Annotated in this window: 23 protein-coding genes; 5 read left to right on the top strand and 18 right to left on the bottom strand. The window is 39.8% G+C overall.

Translation table 11 applies throughout. From position 1 onward, the window contains the following. Positions 1 to 41 precede the first annotated feature (41 nt). Genes KKB09_07665 through KKB09_07650 form a run of 4 tightly spaced genes read right to left on the bottom strand, consistent with a single transcriptional unit; the run spans position 42 to position 5036 of the window. On the bottom strand, positions 42 to 2519 hold the full coding sequence (locus KKB09_07665) for a hypothetical protein (protein ID MBU4301064.1): 2478 nt from the start codon (positions 2517 to 2519) through the stop codon (positions 42 to 44). Between the two features lie 6 nt (positions 2520 to 2525). Next, entirely contained in the window at positions 2526 to 3224 is a 699-nt protein-coding gene (locus KKB09_07660; protein ID MBU4301063.1) for a class I SAM-dependent methyltransferase, read from the bottom strand. 32 nt (positions 3225 to 3256) lie between these two features. Further along, positions 3257 to 4195, bottom strand: a complete 939-nt coding sequence (locus tag KKB09_07655; protein ID MBU4301062.1) for an SDR family oxidoreductase — start codon at positions 4193 to 4195, stop codon at positions 3257 to 3259. Positions 4196 to 4199: 4 nt separating this feature from the next. Then, on the bottom strand, positions 4200 to 5036 hold the full coding sequence (locus KKB09_07650; protein MBU4301061.1) for a nucleotidyltransferase family protein: 837 nt from the start codon (positions 5034 to 5036) through the stop codon (positions 4200 to 4202). A 97-nt stretch (positions 5037 to 5133) separates the two neighbouring features. Here KKB09_07650 and KKB09_07645 point away from each other — a divergent pair, with 97 nt between their 5' ends. The 3 genes from KKB09_07645 to KKB09_07635 all read left to right on the top strand — a co-directional run bounded on the left by KKB09_07645 (position 5134) and on the right by KKB09_07635 (position 7320). Next, positions 5134 to 6066: a flippase-like domain-containing protein gene (locus KKB09_07645; GenBank protein ID MBU4301060.1), complete on the top strand. Its 933-nt coding sequence runs from the start codon at positions 5134 to 5136 to the stop codon at positions 6064 to 6066. A gap of 172 nt (positions 6067 to 6238) precedes the next feature. Next, a complete protein-coding gene (locus KKB09_07640; protein ID MBU4301059.1) occupies positions 6239 to 6775 on the top strand; it encodes a hypothetical protein in 537 nt (178 codons plus the stop codon). Between the two features lie 23 nt (positions 6776 to 6798). Beyond that, positions 6799 to 7320, top strand: coding sequence for a hypothetical protein (locus tag KKB09_07635; protein MBU4301058.1), 522 nt, complete (start codon positions 6799 to 6801; stop codon positions 7318 to 7320). 28 nt (positions 7321 to 7348) lie between these two features. On the opposite strand, the gene KKB09_07630 is transcribed toward KKB09_07635, so the two are convergent. The 10 genes from KKB09_07630 to KKB09_07585 all read right to left on the bottom strand — a co-directional run bounded on the left by KKB09_07630 (position 7349) and on the right by KKB09_07585 (position 17492). Continuing rightward, positions 7349 to 7996, bottom strand: coding sequence for an acetate--CoA ligase family protein (locus KKB09_07630; GenBank protein MBU4301057.1), 648 nt, complete (start codon positions 7994 to 7996; stop codon positions 7349 to 7351). Between the two features lie 14 nt (positions 7997 to 8010). Next, positions 8011 to 8466: a hypothetical protein gene (locus KKB09_07625; protein MBU4301056.1), complete on the bottom strand. Its 456-nt coding sequence runs from the start codon at positions 8464 to 8466 to the stop codon at positions 8011 to 8013. A gap of 35 nt (positions 8467 to 8501) precedes the next feature. Then, positions 8502 to 9626 carry a hypothetical protein gene (locus KKB09_07620; protein ID MBU4301055.1) on the bottom strand — a complete coding sequence of 375 codons (1125 nt, stop codon included), beginning with the start codon at positions 9624 to 9626 and terminating at the stop codon, positions 8502 to 8504. Then, complete coding sequence (locus KKB09_07615; GenBank protein MBU4301054.1) at positions 9581 to 13279, bottom strand: hypothetical protein; 3699 nt, start codon at positions 13277 to 13279, stop codon at positions 9581 to 9583. Before KKB09_07615 ends, KKB09_07620 begins: the two co-directional genes overlap by 46 nt. Positions 13280 to 13283: 4 nt before the next feature. Continuing rightward, the gene (locus tag KKB09_07610; GenBank protein MBU4301053.1) at positions 13284 to 13775 is read right to left on the bottom strand and encodes a hypothetical protein; all 492 of its coding nucleotides are present in this window, start codon (positions 13773 to 13775) and stop codon (positions 13284 to 13286) included. 37 nt (positions 13776 to 13812) lie between these two features. Continuing rightward, positions 13813 to 14220 carry a hypothetical protein gene (locus KKB09_07605; protein ID MBU4301052.1) on the bottom strand — a complete coding sequence of 136 codons (408 nt, stop codon included), beginning with the start codon at positions 14218 to 14220 and terminating at the stop codon, positions 13813 to 13815. Continuing rightward, entirely contained in the window at positions 14192 to 14638 is a 447-nt protein-coding gene (locus tag KKB09_07600) for a hypothetical protein (protein MBU4301051.1), read from the bottom strand. The genes KKB09_07605 and KKB09_07600 overlap by 29 nt, the downstream gene beginning before the upstream one ends. A gap of 78 nt (positions 14639 to 14716) precedes the next feature. Beyond that, positions 14717 to 16711 (bottom strand): hypothetical protein, encoded by a 1995-nt coding sequence (locus KKB09_07595; protein MBU4301050.1) that lies wholly within the window; start codon positions 16709 to 16711, stop codon positions 14717 to 14719. 20 nt (positions 16712 to 16731) lie between these two features. Continuing rightward, entirely contained in the window at positions 16732 to 17307 is a 576-nt protein-coding gene (locus KKB09_07590; GenBank protein MBU4301049.1) for an archaeosortase/exosortase family protein, read from the bottom strand. 20 nt (positions 17308 to 17327) lie between these two features. Continuing rightward, entirely contained in the window at positions 17328 to 17492 is a 165-nt protein-coding gene (locus KKB09_07585) for a hypothetical protein (protein MBU4301048.1), read from the bottom strand. 134 nt (positions 17493 to 17626) lie between these two features. Between KKB09_07585 and KKB09_07580 the strand changes: the two genes are divergently transcribed. After that, entirely contained in the window at positions 17627 to 18796 is a 1170-nt protein-coding gene (locus KKB09_07580; GenBank protein ID MBU4301047.1) for a hypothetical protein, read from the top strand. Between the two features lies 1 nt (position 18797). Here KKB09_07580 and pfdA read toward each other — a convergent pair whose 3' ends face one another. From pfdA to KKB09_07560, 4 genes are all read right to left on the bottom strand, one after another. Beyond that, positions 18798 to 19259 carry a prefoldin subunit alpha gene (gene pfdA, locus KKB09_07575; protein ID MBU4301046.1) on the bottom strand — a complete coding sequence of 154 codons (462 nt, stop codon included), beginning with the start codon at positions 19257 to 19259 and terminating at the stop codon, positions 18798 to 18800. Positions 19260 to 19477: 218 nt separating this feature from the next. Then, complete coding sequence (locus KKB09_07570; protein ID MBU4301045.1) at positions 19478 to 20158, bottom strand: translation initiation factor IF-6; 681 nt, start codon at positions 20156 to 20158, stop codon at positions 19478 to 19480. A 35-nt stretch (positions 20159 to 20193) separates the two neighbouring features. Further along, the gene (locus KKB09_07565; protein MBU4301044.1) at positions 20194 to 20607 is read right to left on the bottom strand and encodes a VOC family protein; all 414 of its coding nucleotides are present in this window, start codon (positions 20605 to 20607) and stop codon (positions 20194 to 20196) included. 111 nt (positions 20608 to 20718) lie between these two features. Further along, positions 20719 to 20988 (bottom strand): hypothetical protein, encoded by a 270-nt coding sequence (locus tag KKB09_07560; GenBank protein MBU4301043.1) that lies wholly within the window; start codon positions 20986 to 20988, stop codon positions 20719 to 20721. A 221-nt stretch (positions 20989 to 21209) separates the two neighbouring features. Between KKB09_07560 and KKB09_07555 the strand changes: the two genes are divergently transcribed. Beyond that, the gene (locus KKB09_07555) at positions 21210 to 21434 is read left to right on the top strand and encodes a hypothetical protein (protein MBU4301042.1); all 225 of its coding nucleotides are present in this window, start codon (positions 21210 to 21212) and stop codon (positions 21432 to 21434) included. Positions 21435 to 21439: the final 5 nt, after the last annotated feature.

Genomic DNA, 21439 nt, shown 5'->3' with positions numbered 1-21439 from the left:
AACATATTTCTTTTTAAAACTGTTAATGCCTCTAGAAGCACTTAACAGGACGTTATTTCATTCCCATTTATGCATAGCGTTTCCAATGATTTTAATTTGCCTTTGACGAAATCGCTACTCATATCGAATGTATCTACATTAGTTTTCCACCAGTTAATTAATTCTTCTCTTGTTCTTCTCGGCAGCTCGACTTCATATATTTTGATCTCAGGGTTGTCGTATACTTTTTTAACATAATCCACTCCTTTGCCGTTAAAGAAAAAGAGTTTTGCAAATGTGGAGGTTCCTGTAAGTGTGCTTGGTTTTCCATTGCTTGCATCAACAGGGAAAAACCAGCCGTAAGGCGTAATTAAAAGGCAGGCATCCCATGACGGTTCGCTAGGCTTTAAATCTATTAGGCCGTTTTCAGTGCATATATATTTTAAATTCACATTGCCATTAGCTTGTGAAAATACAACATCCCCATCAATTGTTATATCTCCGCTATCTTGCGATTTTGCAATGACTGTTCCTGTGCCGTTCTGAGTTATCGGTACGTAGAATGCACTCGGACCTAACTGGAATATTAATATTGTTTTTCCATTCTTTTGGGCTTGCTGAGGATCACTTAATGGAATATATTGGTCAATTTCCTGCCAGTCCGTGCCTATTCTTGTCATTGCAGCATATTTTCCAATCATGGAATAATCAACGATTATATGCGTGATTCCGCGGCTTTGCAAAAACTCTTTTTCAATGCTTTCATTCATACGTCCGCTGAAATAAAGGCCTGTCAGCTTATCGCCGTGAAGGTCATTATTCCCGCCATCAAGCATAGTTGCCCTGCCGGACATTGCCTGGAACCAGTAGCCAAAATCCCACCAAGAAAGCATTACAGAACTCTCAGGAGTTTTTTCTTTCATGAAGTTCATTGCATCATTCCAATTATTATTATAATTTGGCCCCATACTGCTTCCAATTGCATAACCTGCAGCAAGATTCGCTATGAGTATAATTGAGATTAATACACCCATTCCAACACTATATACGTTTATTTTTTCTTCAAGAGTTGCCGCATTTTTGACTGCGTTTAAATTCATTGTGCGGGAAATAAGTTCTGCGATAAAATACCCTGCAAATATTGAAATATAGGGCCCCACCAGGAATCCGACGCGAATCAGGTTCATGAAACTCAGCATAGCAGCGAACAGGAGAGTTGCATTTAATGTTAATGCAAATTCTCCATGCTTTGCAAATAAGAATAATGCTGTGAAAAAAGATATGAGGTAGATTATTTGGGCTGTGCTTCCAGGTTTGTTAAGAAACATTAAGAATGATAAAACCGCAACAATTACTGCAGCGATATGCATCCATTTGTATTTGTTTTCAGTTTTGTATGCTGACAATATTAATGCAATGAACGCAAGTATCCATGCGCTGAAGTATATTAGAATGGGCTGCAAAGAAGGCAAGACTCCTGCTGCATATGGCGTTCCGAATTGTGCAAGAAAGCTTCCGAAATCAGGCCTTTGATTTTCTGCCACCGTGCCGCCAAATGTGGTCTCGCGATAGAATAGAATGCCGCTGGCCTGATCCACAAAGCTCGCGAAGAACGGCGAGAATGTTGATACAATGAGCACTAAAATGAGTCCACCTATTGACAGGGCGGGAATGAAATATTTCAGGGATTCTTTTTTAATTAAATTAAATTTGTCTACTGCATAACGCGCAAGAACCATAACAAACGTCAGATATATCATCAAATGTTCTGAGCCGAGGTATGATCCATTGGTTATGTATGCGCCAAAGCTTATTGCAATCAGGAGGAAGACATAGTTTTTTATTAATGCGTTCTGATATTTATTTACAAAAAGAATCATGAATGCGAATAATGTGTAACTCAAATACAAGTGGTCTACACCACCCCAGCCGATATCAACAAGCGTTAGAAAGCCCCCCATTAATGCTGCAGAAATCCACGAATCTTTTTTTAGCGTTCTTAGGAAAAAATAAACCGAGAACATCATAAATGCGATGGTTGATGGCTCTTTTTCGATATATCCAGCAGGATTTCTCATAAGTATTGCAGGCATGATAGCAAAGAAAAATGCCGAAAAAATTCCAGTCCATTTGTTTTTTAGTTCCTTTCCTATTAAGTACATTGGGATTACGCTGAGTGAAGTTACAATGGGTGAATAGTATTTTACAAGCGAGATGTAGTTCATGTTTGAAAATATGCTTGCGATTTTGTAGAATATTGCCGGCAGATAATAAGGCAGCGGCTGTTCAACATAAAAATTAAGCCCGAAAGGATAGTTTCTTAGCGTGTCCCATATCGGAAAATGAAAATTATGGGTTAGCAGATAATCCGACCCCCTATAAAATAAGTATGTGTCTATGTCCGGCAGATAGGTTTTTACAAGAGGCAGCGACAATAGCCTTATGTAAAGCGCTAAAATACCTATAACTAACACTGCCAGTACGTGCCAGTTTTGGCGAAGAGTAACATTAACTTTTGAAGCAAAATTATTTTTGGACATACTCAATCATTCCATTCTTTTAGCAATTATCATTAGTCCTTCTTTCAACCTCATTGGAAGCGTTGAATTTAGGACTTTTCTTATCCTGCGAAATTTGCCGGCCGAAACTTGATGTGTTGCACCGTAGGTAAATCCTTTTGCGTATATGACTTTGAAATGATATATCTTCAGTAAATCATTTAAACCCATAAAATTAAAAACACTTTTATGCTCATTAGGAAGTTGCCTGATGAATGGGTTTCCTGTCCGATGTTTCAATGAAGCGCTGTAGTTTGCTAAACTATACCCTAAAAGCAAGAACACGCGGTTATACCAGCACGCGAGGTTAGGCGTTGTTATTACCAAAATACCATTTTCTTTCAGGTGATTGAAACTGCATTCAAAAAATGCGTCAGGTGATGGAATGTGCTCGATAAGGTCGTTTGCAAAAATAATGTCGTATTTTTGATGCAGGTCAAATTTTTGTGCGTCTGCAATTATATGTTTTTTGCTTCCTGACGCTTCGCTTTCCGAAATATTCAACGTATCGATATCGCTTTTCGGAAACATCCTGGATAAAACTGAATAGGTGTATTTTGTTCCGCCAGCATCAAGAATTTTCAGTTTTTCTTCAAAATTTAACTTTAAAGAAGCGAGTCCCTTTTCCATAACATTTATTTTTTCTTCGCCAGTTATGTTTATTTTTTCATTTTCTGTTAATTTCATAACGTCTCGACCTGATGATGTTCTCTAACTTTTTATATCTTTGCGGATTTGAATGCAGGGATTGTTTTTCTCAGGCCCTCGTCAAAAGAAATTTCTGGCTGCCATGAAAGGATTTTTTTTGCTTTGCTTATGTCCGGATTTCTTCTGAGAGGATCATCTTGCGGCAGTTCTTTAAATGATATTTCTGAAGAATTGCCGATAATCTGTTTTACGGTTTTTGCAGTTTCAAGAATCGTGCACTCTTCCGGATTCCCCAGATTTATCACTTCTCCTGAAAGAGACTCTTTGAACATGAATCTTTTTAATCCATTTACTAAATCCGAAACATAGCAGAAGCTTCTTGTTTGGCTTCCATTACCATATACGGTTATGGGTTGGTTTTGGAGTGCCTGTGAAATAAAATTAGGTATTACACGACCATCGTTTTCCCGCATCCTTGGACCGTATGTGTTAAAAATTCGTGCAAGCCGAATATCTACCTTATGCTCTTTCAGATAGCTCATTGCAAGCGCTTCTGCAAATCTTTTTGATTCATCATAGCAGCTCCGCGGACCTATTGGATTAACATTACCCCAATATGTTTCTTTTTGAGGGTGTTCTTTTGGATCGCCATACACTTCTGAGGTAGATGCTAGGAGAATTCGTGCGTTTTTTTCTTTTGCCAGCTCAAGCATATTGTATGCTCCGAATGAGTTTGCAAGCATAGTTTTTATGGGCCTTAGCTGATAATCAATAGGCGATGCCGGCGATGCCAAGTGAAATATGTATTTTACGTTTTCAGTTATTTTCATTGGCTTTGTCACGTCATGTTCAATAAGAACGAAATTTTTGTTTGAACTCAAATGCGCCACATTTTTTCGCCTTCCCGTGATAAAATTATCTATACATATCACTTTATAATTATTCACAAGCGCGTCACAAAGGTGGCTGCCGATAAATCCTGCGCCTCCGGTAATGATTATTGTTTCCATAGGTTCACTCCATCCGGCCGGCTTTTGATGCGTGTGCGTCCCACTCTGCGGCAAGAGCAAGGATATCATCCTCTTTCTTATTTTTGAAATATTCCCACTGTGCCATTAAAAATGTTTTTGGAGCCCCTATATCCAGCCAGGAACCGTCGAATTTCATCGCAATGACTTTTTCCTTGTTCTTGATTGCGAGTTCAATTGCATCGGTAAGCTGTATTTCTCCACCGCGTCCAGCTTTTGTTTTTTCAAGATAATCGTACATTTTCTGGTTCAGGCAGTACACGCCGACAATCGCATAATACTTGCCGTTTTGCGCGAATTCTTTCCATTCATTTTCGTTTTGCGGCTTTTCAAACAGCTTTTTCACTTCGGCGATATTGCCGTTAAATCCGTCAAGCTTTGCAATACCCCAGCGTTTGGGATCTGCTACTTCATGAATGAGTAATGTAGCTATTGGTTTTTCTTTTTTATGGGTTTTTGCCATTTCCGTAAGAACGCTTTTCGGTTCTATTACAGTATCGCCATTTAATACAAAAAGGTCTTTTTCGCCATCATGGATCTTGTTTTTTGTGCAAAGAATCGCGTGTCCCAGGCCGAGCGCATGTGTCTGGTAAACATAGTCGACATCGATGTTGTAAAGAGCGCCGTCTTTGATAAAATCCATAAGAGGCCCCTTTTTATGGCCTGTAACAATGCATACGCGGCTTATTCCTATGGCGTTCATAGAATCAAGAGCATGCTCAATCAGCGGTTTGCTTCCGCATATCAGGAGCTCTTTTGGAATTGCGTCGGTTATCGGTTTCAGGCGGGTTCCTTTTCCTGCCGCAGGTATTATGCCTATCATAGTAATAAGCAGTGCGCTAAATTATATAAATTGTACTTTCTGCCTTGTTTGGGGTGTGTTGCGCGCAATATATAAAGCATAGCTTCGAAAAATAATTATGAAGCCCGGGCGCATTATGGCATTTGTTGTCGGAGCAGCCATACTTGCTTATCTTTTCAGCAAAATAGAATTCATTAAAATCAAGGAAGCCGCGCTTTCTTTAAATCCCGTATATGTGCTTGGCTTTTTTATCATTCTGACAATAACTGTTATCCTTAAAGGCCTGAAATGGCGCATGTCGCTTGGGTTATTCGGGATACGAACAAGCATAGTTAGCGCAATTGAAACCTGGCTGATAGGTTTTTCAGTAGGTGCTGCAACTCCGGGAAGAGTTGGCGATTTTGTAAAGATTGCATATCTTGATGAGAAAAAGAGCAAATCTATCGGCGCAGTTTTTCTTGATAGGATAACTGATGTTTTCGCAGTTCTTTTTTTCGCATTTATCGGGTTCGCGGCCTTTGGCGAGCCATTTGGCGTGACAAAGCCGCTGGTCGCGCTTGCAGCAGCAGCTATTATCGCTTGTGCAGTTATTGCAAAGAAATACTATCGCAGGATTTCAGGCGTTCTTTTGAGGCATTTTGTTCCTGAAAAATACCGCACTTACCTTAAGTCGGGAGCCTCAGATTTTATTGAATCCGCGAGATCCGCGCTTAAGCTCAAAGCCCGCATCATTTTTGTTCTCATATTAAGTGCGCTGATATGGATGTTTTCGGTGATTCAGGCTTTGATGATAGCCAAATCTCTTGAAATAAGCATATCTTATTTTTCGCTGCTTTTTATAATGAGTGTTGTTGCTCTTGTAGAGCTGATTCCGGTAACTGTGGCCGGCCTTGGCACGCGCGAGGCAACAATCGTCTTTTTAATGTCATTTATTGGCATTGAAAGCGAGAAAGCAATAGTTTTTTCTCTTCTTAATTTCTTTTTCGGATATTTTGTTCTTGCATCAGCAGGCTATCTTTTCTGGGTAAGAAATCCCATTAAAATACGATGACGGAGGTGAAAAACATGGCGAATGCAAAAAAGAAAGCTGTAACGGCTGAGAAAACAAAAGAGAAAAAATGCTGTTGTTGCTGCGATTAATTGGAGCGTTTATGGCGCACTTAGAACGCAAGCTTTGCCGGACTATATAAATAACTATCGACAAATATTATATCAGTGAACCTATGGTCTGGGCAAAGTCGAAGCTGGAGCTGTACGAATATGTGCGCTATCCTGATAAGGACAGTGTCATAAATTATTCAGGTGCAAATGTAAAAGCGTTTTACACATTTCTGAAAAAAGTATCAATAGATGTTCTTGGCATCAGCCCAATGGATTTGCACGAAATGGCTTACAACTGGGAAACAAAGGACGGCAAGGAAAAATTCCGGATTGAGTGGCGCGCGATAAAGGAATTCGACGATTTCACTCACCTTCGTTTTGACGTTAATTTTAAAGGAGACTATAATGACAATGACGGCAGCATAACCATAATACTTAAGCCCCGGCTTATCACAGAATATCCGCAGGACAGCATACTGCAGCAGAGCATATTTTATGAAATGGCGCGGACATTCTGGCACAATACGTTCTATCATAAGAAACGCTGGGATTATCTTATTCAATCAAGAGAGGCTTGGGCTGCTCTTGAAAAGCGGATAATCGAATTTTGCGACAAAAGCAGGGCGGAGCACAATGTCTCTGATGGCCTGAATCATTAATAGGGTGATATTTTATTGTTGAAATGGAGAAACTCGCATACAAAGATCTTTTGGAGCCTCTGAGAGATCTTAGAATAATGAATTATACCGGCGACCACCCCGCCAAGCTCCTTAAGGTGGTGCTTCCTTCAATACAGCGCATTATGGAGCTTGATTCGCCAAAGCTTGCAGAGACGCAGCTTCGATGGGATTCGACAGACGGCTCTTTTCAGGGAAAATGGGCTGCTTTTAAGACTTATGATAAATGGACTCAGATGTGGATTGAGGTCAATGCATGGGGGCAGCAAGACCTTCAGACAAAGCGCGGCTCTGTAAGAATCAAGGTCAAAGGCTGGCTCATAACGGAATTCACCTATGCGCATGCCATTCAGCAGGGATTCTGGTGGACGTTTTCATACCTATTCTATAATCGCACAAGAAAAAAGCTTTTTGACCAGAGCAAGGAGTATTATTTCAAGGTTATTGACATGATAAAGCAGAATCTTGGAATGTATCCTGAAGACATTACGACAAATATTGCCGGAGTAAGCGCCGGGGGGCGATGATGTCGAGTATTCATCGGTGCTATTTACGTCAACGTATTATAATTCGTGCGTCTCCTACAACCGCTTTCTTTTCATTTGCAAACAGCGGATTTATATCCATTTCCATTATTTCCACATGTTTGCAGATCAGTTTTGATGCCGCAAGAAGCGCGTCTTCAACTGCCGCAAGATTTACCTGCGGCATTCCGCGATATCCTTCAAGGAGCTTATGGCCTTTTATCTCAGAAATCATTTCTTTTGCATCCTTTCGTTTTATGGGTGCGAGCCTTATTGCTGCGTCTTTTAAGATTTCGACAAATACGCCGCCAATGCCGAAAAGAATTATCGGACCGAATTGAGGATCCTGTTTTGCGCCAACTATAAGTTCCACTCCTGAAAGTGTTTCTTCTACAGACACCCCGTCGATTTTTGCCGCAATATTGCGGTTAAGGGCATTATTTATGATTGCGTGATATGCAAATTTTGCTTCTGACCTGTTTGTTATGCCTGTTTTTACACATCCATAATCGCTTTTATGCACGATGTCCGAGCTCATTATCTTTAGGACAACAGGGTATCCGATTTTTTTTGCATATTTCTCTGTCGAGTTGGCGTTTTTTGCTAAAAATGCCTTTGGCAGAATAAACCCGCAATCCTTTAGAATTTTGCGCGATTTAAATTCAGTCAAGCACAACATATTCGCACCTTTAGCTATTTTTGTTTTTTCATCCCAAGGCGTTTCAATATCTTGGAAAGCACATTTTCCTTTGGCGCGCTTTTTTCATTTTTTGCCGGTAGCTTGAGCCTTTTTAGGTAACGTTCTTTGTTTTTTGTTTCGCGGTTTTTTTTCCATGCTGATTTTTTTTTCAGGTTTTTGAGTATTGAAAAACCGCGGCCTTTTTCTTCTTTTTGCTCCACTACCGGATGTTTTTCTCCAGCTATTTTATTAGTCTGTTCAGAAACCTTTGGCTTTGTAGTCATCTTTCCGAAACTGTCATAATCTATATCTATAAGATTATCTTGTTGAAGTATTTCCGCCCAAATCTCTATAGTTTCTGAAGGAACTCCAAGTTTTTTTGCCGCTATATCAATTTTTGTTTCTCCGTCTGTGTTAATGAGATCCAGAAATCGATCTATTCCTGTTTTTATCTCGCCGATAGTTTCCAAAAGAATCCCTATTACATATTTGGTTTTCGGATTATTTAAAAGCAATTTCCGCTGTAATAATATTTGTAGTCAAGGCACCAGCCTTTGTCAAAAGTTAATATGAACGCTCCAAGTCCAGCCATTGCATCCGGCAGCGCATATTTTGCAGATAGTTCATCCCGTCCTTCAAACCTGTCAAAAAATGATGGCCCTAAAGGCGATTCAAAATAGCACGATGTTCCGTTGGCAAGCCATAATGTGTTGTTTGATAATGCTGCATAGGTGTCTGTTTTTGAAAGCGCCACAGCATTGGCAATTCCTTTGATATATGGCACGCCGCTGACAGCATCTGTGGCGTTTTCAACTACTACGCCTCTAAAGCTGCTGTAATCCTTTCCTTCAGTGCCGTTTGTCACAAGGATGCGCTCGTTTCTCCATACGGGATCTGCTGGAAAAGAACTTTCATTAGATGAATATATTTTTCCATAAGTCCAAATACCTTCATACGCCAATCCCTTAATTGAGGAACATTTGCTGAAAGTATTTGAAATAGTTCCAAAGCTTTTTATTGCAATATAAGGGTCTTCGAGTTGATATATGGGTATGTTCTGTACAGCTTCTATTGTTCTGTTGTATTCTATTTTTGTAAATGGGTCATAGAGATATATGGAGATATTGATTTTCGCAGATATTTCAAATGCTGATGCAGAATTTATTAATATGTTTTCGACATCAAACAATGCGTCAATTTTTTGTCTGCTGCTTATCGTACTAATTGATTGAGTCCAATTAATGATGGTGCTGTTTTCCATTATCTCTGCAGGCGCCCCTTCTAGCGATCCATTCCTTATAAGCTCCCCTATGCTGGCATTTGCTTGTGAAGAAAATGTGCCATTTCCATTAATTAGAATGTTATCAAGTGAAAGGAGCGCGCGCTTTCCAGATATGTATACTCCGCGATTTATGTCATTTGAAATTGCTTTCTCAAAACTTAAAATCTTATCAGCCCTTATTTTTTCGGCGAGTTCCGAACCGCTATTTTCAGATTTTTGCATCGATAAAAACAGCATCAAAGCTGAAAGAAATAAAATGGTGTATAGAGTGTATATAAATCCTTTTCGGAATTTATTTTTTTTCATTTCCATACCTCTAAAGTCATTATTGCCGGGCCCCACATCCATGGAATCTTCCCAACATTTTGAGATCCCGTATTGACGTTTGTTACAGTTATTCCAAGTTCGAGAAGGCGATCATTGAGCCTCTTTATTGCGTCTTCAGTGGCATTCTCAAGTGTTGCAAATGTGTTTCCATATCCGACAGATCCATCAATTTTTATGGTGTAGATAATTTTGTTGTCCGGAGATCCGCCACGCGGGCTTGTAGCATTACTGGCAGTGTTTATGCGGACATAATTCATTTCGCCAGCTTTTACATCTGATGCCGGAACATACACTATAAAAGGATCTCCGAGAGATAAGTATGCGTTTCCAAATTTGCTGAGATTGAATGCAGCCTTCCATTGCCCCGAGGTGCTGTTTGTTTCAAGCGTGCTTGTCCAATAATTCGAAGAATATGATGTTGCCTTAACGTCGATAACGGCCATTTTCGAAGTTATATTATACGAGCCGTTTTTTGGGCTTTCTACAGAATAATTTCCTGTTGAATTTCCAAATGTTTCACTTTCAAACGTGAGTGAGATATTTCCATAAGTATTATTGATGTATGGGGTGTAGTTGTATTCTATGAATGAGTCCGTATAAAGCTTTGCTGCAGGCGCATCTCCGCTTATTTCGGCGGTTTGTGTGGAATATGAGATGATGTTGTTTGCTATGTCTTTATAGATTTGCATTAATTCATCCGCGTTGCTGCTTGAATAAAAATTGCCATGGCCGCAGTCAGCTATCGCTTTTAATGTTGCATTATCTGCCGCGGAGCTGAAAGCGACTGCATGAGAGATAATTCCGTAATTTTCATAAGCATAGCATGAACGGTTTATTGCATGGGTTTCGGATGTTGAAAATGATCCGTTCGCAATAATCTGTGCAGATGTTAGTGCGGTTGTGTATGGAGTTATGTCTGCAGTTATAACGCCGTCGCTCATAACAAGCATGGCTTTGTTTCTTGATTCATTTATCGCAAAAAGCATAAGGTCGAATCGTGAAGGGTGCTTTGCCAGCGTGTAAAGTTTTACAGCAATTATGTTGTCGTCCTGCTTGAAATTTTTGCGATTTATTATAGTTGCATACCAAGAGACACCCTCTGAACCGGTATTGTTGAAAATCAGCGCTCCATTAAGATATACTTCGGCAGAATCTCCGGATAATGTGTGTATAAGCCCCTTTCCGAATGCATTTATGTCCGATATTGTAAAGTTCTTCCTGAAATAAACTGAATTATTCGTATTTGAATAATTATTTATTTCCAGCAATATATTGTCGAAGCTGAAATTTCCGCGCTCATTATTTGCATTCGCCATTAATTTTCCGCCGAAATCAAGATAATATGCGCCCGGGCCGGCTATCCACGAAGTAATATCCTGATTATATGTTCCTGTGATGGTATTGTCAGGATTGTTTCCGCGCGCTATTTCCGGCGTTGAATCCCCATTGGCGCCTGACTGTTCGGTTCCAAAATAATGCGCTACCGGACCGGGTTCGGTCCAGCTGCCTTTAATCCATACTTCATCAGTGCTTTCAAATGTTGTTTGTGTTGGAGCCCACCAATACTGGAAAGATATATTTGCGACACCTCCTGAAGAAATAAAGGCATATTGTTCGTTCGTAATGTTTATTTGTATTCCATACCCTCCAGAGCAATCAAAAGCATTGCATTGATTTGTGCCGGCTAAAGTTGTCGAATAAACCAGGCGCCCGTTTATAACATTGTATGTATTCCTTGCAAGGGCGCTGTCATTGCCATAGTCTGCGCCCCAGTCCCAGCCGTCGTTGCCGGCGCCAAGCCCGAAAGTATTAAATGTATAATTCATTCCTGTTGTGAAGTCGATTTCAGGCGTTGATTTATCAGCAGCCATATCCCAAAGGTCCGGATATAGTGCAGTAATTCCGCCAAGAATTTCTGTTGTTTTTTGTATGTTGTGTTTGCCGTTTCCAAAGACTGCATTTCCGCTTTTCCACGAACTTTCAAGCGAGTAGTTTATATGCGTCCAATTTCTTCCATCTGCATCAATTGGAGGCGCCGATAATAAGAAGCTGTCGTTGTAGAGCCACGCGCTCTTATTGGCAATTTTTGTTGTTATATTAATTGTTGCAGCCAGTATGTTTGTGGCGTTTATGATGCCGCACGACATACATGTTGACGAATCATCGATATAGCTGTTTATCTTAGCTATTAGTAGCGTACTGTTGTCTGTAAGATTCACCACGCCCCGCGTCATTGTTGAATAATTTACAAGCCCTATTTTTTGCCCGGGCGTTCCTAAAATATTATTTATAAACTCTTCGTCGGCACATTTTGCTACGCTGATTCTGCTGGTGTCGGGCGCTGAAAAAAGAGGGTCGCTGCAATTTCGATTCACTCCATTTGTGTTGTCATTTGCCATCCACCACCCCATACTTCCAGAAACATCAGTTATCAATATTGCGTCGCTTCCATCATTCATTCCGCTGACAGCATTTGTTCCTAATCGTATCGGCATTGTCTGATTGAATAATGAATAATTAAGCAGTGAATTTAGGTATGTGTTGTTCAGATAAATGTATTTTGAAACATTTGAGCCGTTCGAATAAACCGAGACATTCCCTATGTTTAGGAACACATTATATTCGCTTAAATAATGCAGCTGGATGCCGAGGGATTTCAGTATTCCTGGAACATAAAATGAAGAATAGACATTTATCAATCCATTAATTCCCGGGAATATATATTTTTCGGTCACGTTTCCATCAGGATTTATTTTTAATTCTGCTGTGTCCATTTGCGCAGTATTGTAGTTTACGCGAATAAATCCTCCGCCGACATAAGCCTTGTTGATGTCGTCAAACGCAACGGTAATGTTATTTTGGCCCGGCATAAATTCGGAAAGATATATTGAAGGCATGGTCCAGTTTTTTGCGCGCAAAGGTACACTGGAGCTGACATTATACTTTCCGGAATAAATGCCGTTTACGAAAATCGTGAAATTTGATTCTGTGTCCATTTCAAGGTATGCGCCCTGTATTGTGTTTATAATGCTTGGAAGTTCCAGTAGTTTTGTTATGTTTCCGTTTCCTTCAAATCCGCCGAAATATATGTAGCTTTGCGTTTTTTTGGCAGCTCCCGTCACATATGCCCTTGCGACAAAACCAGTGTGGGGGCTTTTTTCCTTATATCCCGAAATGATGCGGAATGTAGATGTTTGTTGTTTTCTTGTTTCTTGGCTTGGCAGAGTACCTGTTGAAGAATATATCTGCACCGGGGTTGTGCTTTTATAATCCCCAATTTTTAATGAATAATTCATTCCAGCAAGAAGCGGGCCAAAAAAATCCCGCGTGATATTTGCGGAATAGTTTCTCTCGTATTCTGTTTCGTTGTATACGCTCCATATGAGGCCGATGGCTTCAATCACGCTTTTATTCATAATATCTTCGCCGGAAAGCCTCGGAAGCGCCATTATTTCATCTCTTATTGTCTCATTTATTGAAGAGAACTTAGTGTTTGAAAATGCCTGTATGGCATCATCAGCAAGATAATGCATTTGCTGATACTCTGATTTTTGAAATGTTTTTGCGGTGGGTATTGCAGCAAGGTATGAAAATGCGATAAGCAAAAGAGATATCGCTACCAGAGCGTCGAATGTAAAGAATACGCCTTTTCTGTGCTTAAATGACCATCTCATATAGTTACCTCCAGATAATTAATATCATGACGCTGCTTATAAGATTTCCCGAATCGTTTATGAGTACTAGGCGCTTGAACGGTATAAGGTTTTTTTGATTCGATTGCTTTAGCCCATATTCGAGTAATTCTCCATCAAGAGTTATTGCATTTCCTGTTGAATTTTTAAATACCAGATATACTTCATAATCTGAGATGCCCCAAATAGATCTCAAATCAATGTAGCTGATGTTTTTCATTTCCGCAAGCTTTTTACGATTGAGTACTTGAACTGTTTTTTCTGAAATCCCTATGAGTTTTACAGTTTCATTCGTCCAGTTGTTCGGACTCCCCCCAGTCTTGATTAATGCATCAGTTATGGAAATCGCCTTTTTCTGCATCAACTCGTGTGAATCGCCGATTGAGTATTTTACAGAAGCAGAGTTCCACAATTCAATGGATGCGAATACTATCACTATGAATAAAATTGCACTTATTAAAAAATCCGTGCCAAACATTTGGCCTTTCTTAGATGATCTTCTTTTTAGATACCGATTAATTAACAATGATAAAACCCCCCTTGTTTTTTATCCGGTTATTTCCTGAAACAAACGTTCCGGTAACGTTTTCGATTATTGTGCGGGAAGCCGCGTTTTTGCCGCGCCACACCACAAAAACATTGCCTTTATCTACCGAAACAATATAGGTTGCTCCAAAGATGTCGTTTTGCAATGTTATGTTTTTTGAATATCCATCACCTTCGGATATGGCTGTGTTTATTTCCGCGGCTATTTTTTCACTGATTTCAATGGCTTGGGAAATCGATTTTGAATCATATACATTTCTTGTCTTTTCGAAAATCGTGCTACAAACTACTGAAAACATTAGCAACGCTATTGAGAAAAACAGCAGCAATTCGATACTTGATTGCGCTTTACTGTTTGTGTGTGATGTTAACGGCATTTGGCAGCGCCTCCAGATATATTTTATGCATTCCGGAAATATTTGAGATATTTCCCATAACATTGAATTCTAAAAATTCAACGACATCGGTTGTCGAATCCCGTGTTTTCATCCTTAGGTATATTTCGTTTCCCGAAACGTTAGAAAAAATTATGTTTTCCGGAAAAGTTACATATATTGTCATGGCCGAAGAATCTCCTTGAAAATAGACTGTTTTTGCAGCATCAGAAATCTGCGAAACTGTATTTCGCGCTTTTTGAAGGTTTATGTTATTGTTTAATTGCGCGGTTGAGTTCCACCCTTCAATTATTATAGGGACTAGCATCAGCAACGCTATTGAAGCGACAATCAGATATTCAAGGGCGCTTTGCGCTTTACGGCTTCTTGATTTAGTATTCGGGTTCTTTAAGAATATCATACAACATTAGTGGCATCTTTAATTACTGAGACATCCAGTGAATTTCTAATTTCGGCTGATGCGCCGTGAGTGATTGTACTAATCTATGATGATTGGTTGCTCTCGGGTTTCTTTTATAATTTCAGAGCATATTTGTTTCAATTGCTCGATTTCCTGCCTTAAATTATTATTTTCTTCTGCAATTATTTTTATCCTATTTGACAGTATTTCATTCTCTGCGATTTTTTTAGAATCCCTCTTTTGAGCAACTTTTGCAAAAACAAGATCTTGTGAATTTATCTTTTCATCTATTGCGCTGATTTTTTCTTTCATATTTTGCAGATCGTTTACATTATCTGAGAGCTCTGCGATTGTTTTTTCAAGAGCATTAATTTTCTTTTGTTCCGCATCTAAAAGATGAGTTTGTGTTTCTGTTTTGTCGCCGGATGCTGGAGTTGCGGCGCGTTGGCTCATGGTTTCTTTAATGGACTTCATTTCATAATCAATGGATTTAAATTTCTTTTCGAATGACGGAATCTCGGAAATTTTTCCGGAAATGCTTTTGACAACCTCGTCTATGTTTTTTATCTTGTTTTCGGCATATGTTGCGTTTATGCTTTCTTTTTTCATCTTTGCAAGGGATTCCAGAGTATCCGCAAGGTCTCTTTGTGTTGTTTTCAAGGTCTTTATGTCTTTTTTAAGATTTGCTATATCCTGCGGGTACATTGCGCGATCGAGGTTCATTTCCTTGCTGAGCTCATCGACTTTTACCGCCATTCCGGCAATTTCAGAACGCACGTTATGATTTACTGCTTCCGCAGATTCTGGTGCCGCCTGCCTGCCAGGATTCTTTAGATTTATTTCAATTATATCAGTGAGTTTTTTGTTTGCTCCCTTTAATTTTTCGATTTCTCCTTTCAATAACGACATATCCTGCATAATGTTCCCGGGTATTTCGGATGGTTTTGAAGGTGCCTTGTTTTTAACATTTTTTATCAAGAGTATCTCGCTGTTTATTGCTTTTACTTCGTTGCTTAATGATTGCATTTCGGCATTTTTTTTGAAAATCGCGTCAATCGCATTCTCAACATTTTTCAGTTTTTCAGAATAATTTGGCTGTTCCGCGCTTCCTTTTTTTATTTTTGCCAATGAGCCCATAGTTTCAGCGAAATCTTTTTGAATTTCCTTTATTTCACTTATGTTTTTTTTAAGGCCCATTATGTCTTTAGGATAGCTTGCGCGATCAAAGCTCATTTCTTTTTCTATTTCTGCAACTTTCTTTGATAGGTCGGTTATTGTTGAACGCGCATCTGAAATATCCTGGTCTTGCATGCTCGCATCATTTGAAATGTTGCGCGTTTTCGGAACCGTCTCGAGCAAATCTACTATATCTTTGTTAATTCCTTTCATTCGCATGATTTCTTCTTTCATTTGCGCAATGTCTTTATTCATTTCATTTGGAATTCCCGCAGGCACCGAAGCCGAAGAAATGCGCTGTTCAAGCAAAGCTATTTTTTCATGGTGTGCTTCATACGTCTTTTTTAAATCCGCGCTTGTTTTATTATCCGCATTCTCAAGAGAGGTTATCCGATTAGCAAATTCTGATAGTTTCTCCGGGTCCGCCATTGAGTGAGCCATTTTTGATAACGCGTTTTTTAGCATATCTATTTCAGATTGTATTGATGAAATTTCTTTGAATGCGGTTGGCTGATTGTCGCTATTTGATGTTTTTGATTCGCTTAGAATTTCTATGGCATCTGAAAGAAGCTTTATTTTTTCATTTAATTCCTCAATATTATCTGTAGCCGCTGTAATTTTGTCGCTGTTGTTTATGGTTTCAAGCTTTGATATCAGGCCGATATCTTCGATTTCGCGCAGGTTTTTTTTCATTTCCTGAATCTCAAGGACAGAATCTTTGGAAGATTCAAACTGTTCGACATCACCGACGGCTTTTTGCATTTCCTTTGCAGCTTTTTCAATCAAAATCATTCGCTTTTCAATATCTAATTCAACCAACTTTATTCGGTTTTTTAGTTCTGTTATTTCATCAACGTGCGAATTAGTTGAATTATCAGAAGACAGTCTAAAAGCCATAACTATTATTCGTTTTCATACTATATAAAACTTAATTTACTGCGGTTATTCTTGCATATCCTGAGCCAGATATACCACGTAGCAATGACGAGAACTATAAGCCCTTCCTGCCAAAGATATGTGTGCGTAATTTCCCAGTATTCCAAGCCCCCATAAACCGTAACATATATGGTTGCATATATGCGCAGTATATTTCCCGCAAGAATTATAGGGGTGCCCGCAATAAGACCGTATATGCGTTTATTCATTTCAATCTTTGGCGTCGCAAAAATAAGTCCAAAGAGGGCAAGAACGGACTTCCATCCTACACAGTCTTTTATTATCTGCACTGTTAGAGGGCCTGTCTTTGTAATCATTGAAAGAAAAAGTCCGCTTTGCGAAACCGCGATGCCGCTTGCTTCAAGCAGCTTTTTGACGCTACTTGCAACAATAACCTGCATCGGCGTTGCATCAAAGTTCACCCATAAGAGAAAATGGAGCGGCAGTGAGAGTGCGGTAAATGCTGTGAGGAATATGAATATATTAAGCAGCTTTTTTTGGAATGGTGTTTTTATTTTTTTTAAGATTCGCGCCCGATGTTTTTTTAAGAATTCCAAGAAAGTCACCAATTGAAGAATCATTCATCATCAAGGGCGTCAAAAAGATTTTCAAGAGGCTCGCCGCATCCGTTGCAGACAAACGCGCCTTCATAGCCGTCATAAAATCGCTGTATCGGCACGCGCGTCGTATGGCCGCATGCAGAGCATGCGACGTTCAAAACCTTTCTTTCACAGAGCCGCATAAATAACACTAGGCAGACAATCTTTAAAAACCCTTTTGTTTTTGCGCGAGCAGTTCGATTGCAGTCGATTTTTATACTCTCTTTTTGAGAGAGACGCGTATATAAAAAGCGGATACGAATAATAAATGATGTCTATGACGGATACACTCAAGAGCATTCATGCGCAAAAAATACTTGACAGCCGCGGAAACTGGACTGTTGAAGTTTTGGCAGAAAGCGGTTCGGGGCTTTTAGGAAAGGGCATGGCGCCTTCGGGCGCATCCACAGGAGCGCATGAGGCAAAGGTTCTTGATGCCCAAGAGTCTGTAAAAATTGCGAATACGATTCTTCAAAAACTTTCCGGCGCAACACTTGAGCAAAAAAATATCGATGAGCTGCTTGCGCGAATTGACGGAACGCGCGGGTTTTCAAGAATCGGCGGAAACGCTGCAATTGCAGTTTCGTTTGCAATCTACAATCTTTTGCACAAAGAGCCTGCTTGGAAAAAGAAAACTGTTTTTCCATATCCTCTCGGCAATGTTTTCGGAGGCGGAAAGCATGGCGGCGCAACAGACATACAGGAATTTCTCTTATGTCCCTTGAAGTCAAAAAGCTTTCCTGACGCGATTGAGCGGATGGCTGGCGCGTATCATGAGCTGAAAAAAGAAGCCCAGAAAATCTGCGCGGTTGGAATAAATGACGAAGGCGCGCTGACAGCAAAAATTCCCTTTGAAAAATCGCTTGATTTGATATGCCGCATTGCGGGAAATAACTGCTGTCAGCTTGGGCTGGATGTCGCTTCATCCGGCATGTGGAATGGAAAAAAATATATTTATCAGAAAATGAAAAAATCTTTTGATTCTGGCGGGCAAATAGATTTTATATCGGATACAATCAGGACATACAATTTGTTTTATGCTGAGGACCCATTGCATGAGGAGGATTTTGAGGGCTTTGCCGAATTGAATAAAAAGCATGGTAAAAAATGCCTGATCTGTGGGGATGATTTGACAACAACAAATCCTGAAAGGATAAAAATGGCGATGGCGAATAAATCCGTCAATTCAGTCATTGTCAAACCGAATCAAGTGGGCACGGTAACTCTTGCGCACGAATTCGTATCGATTGCAAAGAAAAATAAAATCGTTCCTGTGATATCGCATCGCTCAGCAGAAACAACAGATTCCACGATTTCAGTTATTGCGTTTGACTGGGAAATCCCGATAATCAAGGCAGGGGTTGTTGATATGCGCGTGGCAAAGCTTAACCGCCTTCTTGAGATGTGGGATAATTGCAAAAAACCGCGAATGGCTAAATTAAAGTAATTTATCTTGATGCGTCTTGTATTTGGCTCGCCAGGTTTTGCGCGCTTTTGCTTATCCTCTTACCTTCTGAATCAAGCTCTTTGAATGCGGCTGTAAGTACTTCTGTCTTGCCGTCAAGAAATGCAATGGCATCATCTATGTTTTTTTTGACAGCGATTCCTGCGCCAGTCATTACAAGAACTTCTTTTGAATCAGTTATCTTTCCTGAGGCAAAAATGCCTGCTCCAAGCGGTATGAATGCGTCATTTATCTCTTTTTCTAAGTCCGGCTTAGAAAGTTTGGCATCCCTAGATGTCATGATCTTAAGATCTTTGAGGCTTTGTTTTACCTGCTCAAATTCCTGCGCCTGCTTTTGAATTTGCATTGCTTGCATTTGAATCTGCTTCATTTGCTCTTTTTGCATTTCAAAGTCATGTGCTTTTTGCTGCATTGTTTTTTGGTCCATTTTTTTATCATACTCCATTTTAAGCCATTCACATGCGCTCTGGGCTTAAAAGCCTTGAACGAAGTGAATGGATTTTCTTTGGATAAAAATCATCTCGTTCGCTTTGCGAACTCTAAGCTTTTCAACCTTCAGTTGAAAAAGCCGAGAGCGTAGCACGCGTTGGCTCATAAGGCGAAGCGAACGGATTTTTTTTGCCATTAACCTGATGCTTTGGGCAAAAACCGCCCGACATTAAATTAAATAAATCCAAGCGCTTCATCAATTCTTGCTGTTTCAGGTCCTGTTGTGGCGTTTCCGATTAAAATTCCTTTTGAATTGGCAAGTATACCGCTTTTGACAAATTCTGAGCCGAAATTCACAGTGCCGATGTCGCCGTCAACTCCAAGGGCGTCTTTAACAAATTTGAATTCAACTTCTCCGACATACATATCAAGGAGGAATCCTTTTTTTGTGGCAACGCCCATTGCGCCAATAATGTCTAGGTCAAGCATATTTCCTATGCTGACTTTTACGTTTAAGCATTCTGCGATTTCTTCGGCTGAAGCGCGTAATAGTGGGCTTATGACTGCGCCTTTGTCATTGCAGAGTATGAGATTTCCGATAGCGGTGTATTTTGATTTTAACTTCAGGATATTCACGCCTTTCAATGCATTTTTTAGGGCGTGCATTTCGCGTTCAGTTATTGTTTCAGGTACAATAAGGCCATGAGAGTTTCCTGCAAGAAACAGGCCACATAGCTTTGTTCCGGCTATTGTTGTGTATGCGACGGTTTTGACAAGAAAGCTTACGTCAATGCCTGCTTCTGGAAGCACTGTGTATTTCTCAGTTACAATTCCGAAGAGCCCTATGTTTGGATCGCCCTGGAAATCTGCAAAGCGCATATGGTCATTGTCTTCGGTTTTTTTTGTTTTGTTCATAAACATCTCCTTGTGAATTGAGTTTTTTAAAGCCATCAAGAAAGCGGTTTTTCGCCTAAATCCTGTGAGAAACGAAGCAAGTATCCGTCAGGGTCCATCACCAGAAACTCGCGGTTTCCCCAAAATGTATTGCCGACGCGATACCAATTTTCTTTAGGCATAATCATTATCGGATATTTGTGTGCTTGCAATGATTTTACCAACGAATCGACGTCATTCGCTTCTATTTGGAAGTTTATTCCTCTGCCGAACGGATATTCTAATTTTCCGGTTTCCCAATTGCCGTTTGCTTGCTCTATCATTATTTGGCTTCCATTCATTGAAAGAAAGGCGAACTTGCATTCTTCGCGTTTATATTCTATTTTGAAGCCAAGAATCTTTGTATAAAACTCGATGCTTTTGTTTATGTCAAAAACAGAAAGCTCAGGGATGAGCTTGTTGAATTTCATGAATCTATTTTAGCAGTTCTGTATATATACATTAATATCCGGGCATATGTCAGAATCAGAAAAAAGAATTCGCGCCGCCGCACTCAGCAGCGGCGCTACGGATTTATCCGATTATTCACTCATCATGTTTTTTAGAGCGTTTGCAACGCCTTCAACAACGCCTGCGTCGGAAGGTATTGCTACGGAGCGCCTGAAGCGCCGTTCTCCCTGAGGCGTAAAGTATCCGCGGGATATTGAAACGAACTCATTTTCACCATCATCGGTTTTTGCTTTTTTTCGCGCGATTTCGATGAATTGCGTGTCGTTCTTGAATTTCACTTCTTCTGATTTCAGAGTTTCGAAGTCAACTTTTCTTTGTTCAAATTGTCTGTCGTTGTTCATTGGGTTCACCAATTGTTTGATTGCGGATATCATTCCGAACAAGTTCGGAAAGCTTTTCGGATTGTGTCCGAAAATGCCCGCAATTCATTATGGATGTTTTAGATTTATAAGTTTATTCACTAGGATTTGCCGATATATTGCATGAACTGCGTTATTTAACGAAATTATTCGAGATTGTACGATATACACATATTTATAAAATCCGTAAATAAATAAGATGCATGAGCACAGAACAACCCATTAGAGAATTTGTCACAATACCCAAAGAGACTTTCGATTGTATGTTGCATGATTTCGAGCATCTTTTAGGAGATTTTGAGCAAATAGCGGAAGTGGAAGCCATAGAGATTGCAAAAAGGCGTTTTCAGGAAATAAAAACAGGTATGGTAAAACCCATTACTGAAAAGGAATTTCGCGAATTAATGAAACGCGAAGGAATAGAGTAATTATT

Source organism: Nanoarchaeota archaeon, assembly GCA_018897155.1.
GTDB lineage: Archaea > EX4484-52 > EX4484-52 > EX4484-52 > LFW-46 > LFW-46.
The sequence above is the reverse complement of the archived record's forward strand: the minus strand, read 5'-3'. Positions and strand labels throughout refer to the sequence as shown.

Bases quoted from the DNA above. Each gene is read 5' to 3' on its own strand.
- KKB09_07665 (MBU4301064.1), bottom strand. From the start codon at position 2,519: ATGTCCAAAAATAATTTTGCTTCAAAAGTTAATGTTACTCTTCGCCAA.
- KKB09_07660 (MBU4301063.1), bottom strand. From the start codon at position 3,224: ATGAAATTAACAGAAAATGAAAAAATAAACATAACTGGCGAAGAAAAA.
- KKB09_07655 (MBU4301062.1), bottom strand. From the start codon at position 4,195: ATGGAAACAATAATCATTACCGGAGGCGCAGGATTTATCGGCAGCCAC.
- KKB09_07650 (MBU4301061.1), bottom strand. From the start codon at position 5,036: ATGATAGGCATAATACCTGCGGCAGGAAAAGGAACCCGCCTGAAACCG.
- KKB09_07645 (MBU4301060.1), top strand. From the start codon at position 5,134: ATGAAGCCCGGGCGCATTATGGCATTTGTTGTCGGAGCAGCCATACTT.
- KKB09_07640 (MBU4301059.1), top strand. From the start codon at position 6,239: ATGGTCTGGGCAAAGTCGAAGCTGGAGCTGTACGAATATGTGCGCTAT.
- KKB09_07635 (MBU4301058.1), top strand. From the start codon at position 6,799: ATGGAGAAACTCGCATACAAAGATCTTTTGGAGCCTCTGAGAGATCTT.
- KKB09_07630 (MBU4301057.1), bottom strand. From the start codon at position 7,996: ATGTTGTGCTTGACTGAATTTAAATCGCGCAAAATTCTAAAGGATTGC.
- KKB09_07620 (MBU4301055.1), bottom strand. From the start codon at position 9,626: ATGGATGTGGGGCCCGGCAATAATGACTTTAGAGGTATGGAAATGAAA.
- KKB09_07615 (MBU4301054.1), bottom strand. From the start codon at position 13,279: ATGAGATGGTCATTTAAGCACAGAAAAGGCGTATTCTTTACATTCGAC.
- KKB09_07610 (MBU4301053.1), bottom strand. From the start codon at position 13,775: ATGTTTGGCACGGATTTTTTAATAAGTGCAATTTTATTCATAGTGATA.
- KKB09_07605 (MBU4301052.1), bottom strand. From the start codon at position 14,220: ATGCCGTTAACATCACACACAAACAGTAAAGCGCAATCAAGTATCGAA.
- KKB09_07600 (MBU4301051.1), bottom strand. From the start codon at position 14,638: ATGATATTCTTAAAGAACCCGAATACTAAATCAAGAAGCCGTAAAGCG.
- KKB09_07595 (MBU4301050.1), bottom strand. From the start codon at position 16,711: ATGGCTTTTAGACTGTCTTCTGATAATTCAACTAATTCGCACGTTGAT.
- KKB09_07585 (MBU4301048.1), bottom strand. From the start codon at position 17,492: ATGCGGCTCTGTGAAAGAAAGGTTTTGAACGTCGCATGCTCTGCATGC.
- KKB09_07580 (MBU4301047.1), top strand. From the start codon at position 17,627: ATGACGGATACACTCAAGAGCATTCATGCGCAAAAAATACTTGACAGC.
- pfdA (MBU4301046.1), bottom strand. From the start codon at position 19,259: ATGGAGTATGATAAAAAAATGGACCAAAAAACAATGCAGCAAAAAGCA.
- KKB09_07570 (MBU4301045.1), bottom strand. From the start codon at position 20,158: ATGAACAAAACAAAAAAAACCGAAGACAATGACCATATGCGCTTTGCA.
- KKB09_07565 (MBU4301044.1), bottom strand. From the start codon at position 20,607: ATGAAATTCAACAAGCTCATCCCTGAGCTTTCTGTTTTTGACATAAAC.
- KKB09_07560 (MBU4301043.1), bottom strand. From the start codon at position 20,988: ATGAACAACGACAGACAATTTGAACAAAGAAAAGTTGACTTCGAAACT.
- KKB09_07555 (MBU4301042.1), top strand. From the start codon at position 21,210: ATGAGCACAGAACAACCCATTAGAGAATTTGTCACAATACCCAAAGAG.